The sequence below is a fragment of the Lamprobacter sp. genome, assembly GCF_034860625.1.
Lineage (GTDB): Bacteria > Pseudomonadota > Gammaproteobacteria > Chromatiales > Chromatiaceae > Lamprobacter.
This window is the reverse complement of record NZ_JAYESN010000290.1, coordinates 1-3,476: the sequence shown is the minus strand read 5'-3', so window position 1 is coordinate 3,476 and position 3,476 is coordinate 1. Positions and strand designations below refer to the sequence as shown.

Annotated in this window: 4 protein-coding genes; 1 reads left to right on the top strand and 3 read right to left on the bottom strand. The window is 64.0% G+C overall.

Annotated features, from left to right (window positions below; genetic code table 11):
- On the top strand, positions 1-696 hold a 696-nt coding region (locus tag VBE63_RS26325), incomplete at its 5' end, for a molecular chaperone DnaJ (RefSeq protein ID WP_323685962.1).
- A 54-nt stretch (positions 697-750) separates the two neighbouring features.
- Here VBE63_RS26325 and VBE63_RS26320 read toward each other — a convergent pair.
- The 3 genes from VBE63_RS26320 to VBE63_RS26310 all read right to left on the bottom strand — a co-directional run.
- Positions 751-1,779, bottom strand: a complete 1,029-nt coding sequence (locus tag VBE63_RS26320) for a peptidoglycan -binding protein (RefSeq protein WP_323685961.1) — start codon at positions 1,777-1,779, stop codon at positions 751-753.
- Positions 1,780-1,858: 79 nt separating this feature from the next.
- The gene (locus tag VBE63_RS26315; protein ID WP_323685960.1) at positions 1,859-2,767 is read right to left on the bottom strand and encodes a flagellar motor protein MotA; all 909 of its coding nucleotides are present in this window, start codon (positions 2,765-2,767) and stop codon (positions 1,859-1,861) included.
- Positions 2,768-2,843: 76 nt separating this feature from the next.
- The coding region (locus tag VBE63_RS26310; protein ID WP_323685959.1) for an amidohydrolase family protein at positions 2,844-3,476 on the bottom strand (633 nt) is incomplete at its 5' end.

The window sequence follows — 3,476 nt, the reverse complement described above, 5'->3', positions numbered from 1 at the left end:
CTCGCTACCCTCAGCGGGCGCCTGAATCCGATCTTTGCGGCGCTGGCCGCAGCGATTCCAGTCGGCTTTCGCATCCTCAATCTGCTGCACATGCTACCGATGCTGCAACGGGTACTGCGCTCGCTCGGGCTCGGTGGTCTGGCTGGAAGTATCCCTAGTGGGGGACTCGGCGGTGGGCTTGGTGGCGGGGCGGGCGACGGCAGCAAGGGCGGACAGCACTCCGCCATCCGCACCCGCTATCTGGCGATGAGCCTCGATCACGCGAGCGGCGCGATGGATGGCGAGGTGCGTGAAGGTCCATTCCAGGGCCGGCATCTCTCTGAGCTGGTCCTCGACCAACTGCTGCGTATGCTGGAGCTCTATCAAGACAATGATGAGCAGTCGGCGGCGGTGCTGACCGCCTACCTAGAGCGTGAACACCCGGATTGGCGTGAGCAGGCTGCCGAGGGCAGCGCGGATTGGGATGGGGATGCTCGCGATGGGCGCAAGGCGTCCGGCTCTGGCGGGCAGGGCATGACGCGCGACGATGCCCTGGCCATCCTTGGTCTCGACGCGGGGGGCGGGATCGCGCCAGAGCCCGAGCAGATTCGCGCCGCGCATCGTCGCCTGATGCAAAAGCTGCATCCGGATCGTGGCGGTTCTGACTATCTGGCGGCGCAGATCAACGCGGCCAAGGCGCTGCTGCTTGGCGACTGAACGAGCGCTACACTCAATGCGAGCGCGCGGCTTCTGTCTAACCTAAAAAGCGGTTTAAGGGCTGGTGAGCTTGATCTCGATACGTCGGTTACGGCGATTGGCCGCAGCGTCATCGCCTTCGACCGCAGGGCGATGTTCGCCGAAGCCGGCGGCGACCATGCGCTCGGGCGCAAGGCCGCGGCTGGCGAGGAACTCGACCACCGACAGCGCGCGCGCGGTCGAGAGCTCCCAATTCGAGGCATAGCGGTGACCCTCGCGCAGCGGTTGCGGGTCGGTGTGGCCGTCGATGCGCAGCACCCAGTCGATCTCATCGGGGATCAGTTCGGCCACCTCGAGCAAGGTCTCGGCAAGTTGCTCGAGCTGCGCGCGACCAGCCGGATTCAGAGCCGCTTCGCCGGACGGGAACAGCAGTTCGGACTGGAACACGAAGCGATCCCCGGTGATGCGGACATCGGGATTCTCGCCTAGCGCCTCCTTGACGCGACCGAAGAACTCGGAGCGATAACGCTCGAGTTCGTTGACCTGTCGCGCGAGCGCCAGATTCAGGCGCTCGCCGAGATTGGCGATCTCCTCCGCCTGTTCGGTTTTGTCGCGCTCAGCGGCCGCCAGTGCCCCGGCGACCTCCTGCAGTTGGGTGCGCAAGGCGGCGATCTGCAGATTGAGCAAGGCGACCTGGTCGCGCTGCTCGGCGGTCAATTCTTGTTCTTGCGCGAGCGCTTCTTGCTGCGAAGCGACCAACGCATCCAGTGCGAGCAGACGCAGCTGGTCCTGATCTCGTGCTGCAGCCAGACTGTCGCGCTCGTCGGTGACCTCGGCCAGTTGTTGCGAGAACAGGGTCACTTGCGCGTTCAGCGCCTCGGCGCGCTCTTCGCTGAGACCCAGGGCCGCACTGACCTCGGCGAGTCGGTTGCTGAGCAGATCCAGTGCGAATTCCTGATCCGAGACCACCTGGCGCAGCAGAAACTGCGCCAGCGTGAAGATCAGCAGCACGAAGATCACCACCATCAACAGCGCCGAGAGCGCGTCGACGTAGCCTGGCCAGACGTTAACGGTGCGGGAGCTGCGGCGGATTCCTGTGAACACTGGGTTTTAAGTGGTTAGTGGTTAGTGGTTAGTGGTTAGTGGTTAGTGGTTAGTGGTTAGGGGTTAGGGGTTAGTCTGGTCAGCGCTTGCGGGTGTCAGCGCCCTCTGCTGTGGTATCGGGGGCTAGCGCTGGTGAGCCTGCCTGAGCGGCGAGTAGGGCTTCGAGGACCTGGCGCTGGGCGCGGAGTTCGTCGAGCAAGGCGGCTGTGTCGGCGTTGGTTGTTGCTGTGCTCGTGGCGGCAGTCTCGACGACGCGAACGGGTGAGTGGTTTGTTGCGCCGCCCATCTCGGGCTCGTCGATCAGCTGCGTCAGTCCTGAGAGCCATTCCTCGAGGTCGTTGAAGAAGCGATTCTGAGCGTGCCCGGCTTGCAGGTCCAGGAAGCCGAGGATCAGCGAACCGCCGAGACCGAACAGCGAGGAGCTGAAGGCGGTGCCCATACCGGCCAGCGGTGCTTCGAGTCCGGTCTTCAGGGTGGCGAAGACCTCGTCGACCGCGCCGCCGGTGACATCCAGACCGGCGATGACTTGGCCGATCGAGCCGACGGTATCCAGTAGGCCCCAAAAGGTGCCGAGCAGGCCGAGGAAGATCAGCAACCCGATCACATAACGCGAGATCTCGCGCGACTCGTCGAGTCGCGAGCGGATGCCGTCGAGCAGGGTGCGCAGCGACAGCGCCGAGAGCCGGAAGCGATCCTTGCGCCGCCCGTGCAGATGGCGGGAAAGCGGCTTCATCAGGCGCGGATGCTCCTCCAACAACTCGATATTGCCAGTGCGAAAATGCCTGATCCAGGCGATCTCGGGATGCAGTGCCAAAACCTGCTGCAGATTGATGATGAGTCCGATCGCGAGCACGCCGAGGATCAGGCTGTTGAAACCCCAGTTGGCGAGAAAGGCGTCTTGGAGCGGCACGAAGAGAACGGCGACCAGGGCGCCGACCAGCGTCAGGTAGACCGCCATCCAGAAGAGTGAATGATTTGGATTACTCATGGCCGTGAGCTTAGGCTATTTCTGTGAAGCGCATCTTTCAGAGCAAGCGCATACCGTCTTGATGCTAGCAATCGCCTTAGCTGCTGTGCTCGGCGATGCGATCGCGCCAGCGTTGGGCGGCGGCGAGGATTCTGTCTGGCTCCAGGGTCAAGGGTTCGCCGTCGCGGATCAACTGGCGGCCCGCGATCCAGACGTGCTGGACCTGGTTGCTGCTGGCCGCATACACCATCTGTGAGCAGGCATGGTAGAGCGGTTGCGTATGCGGGTTGCCAAGATCGACCGCGACCAGATCCGCCGCCTTGCCGACCTCCAGCGAGCCGGTCTCGTCGTCGATCCCGAGCGCCTTGGCACCGTTCAGGGTGGCCATGCGCAAGGCGGTTTCGGCGGGTACCGCGGCAGCGGAACCGGCAACCCCTTTCGCCAGCAGCGCTGCCGTTCGCATCTCGGCGAGCAGGTTCAGATCATTGTTGCTGGCAGCGCCGTCGGTGCCAAGGGCGACATTCACGCCGGCATCCAACAGGTCCGCGACTCGGCAGAATCCACTTGCCAGCTTCAGATTTGATTCCGGGCAATGCACCACATGCGCCCCGGTCTCGGCAACACGGCTGATCTCCTCGTTCTCCAGCTGCGTCATGTGCACGGCGATCAGCTGCGGCCCCAAGAGGCCAAGCCGCTCCAATCGCGCCAGCGGTCGCTCGCCGTGCGTGCC

Excerpts from the sequence above, each read along its gene's own strand:
- VBE63_RS26315 (WP_323685960.1), bottom strand. The coding sequence starts at position 2,767 with ATGAGTAATCCAAATCATTCACTCTTCTGGATGGCGGTCTACCTGACG.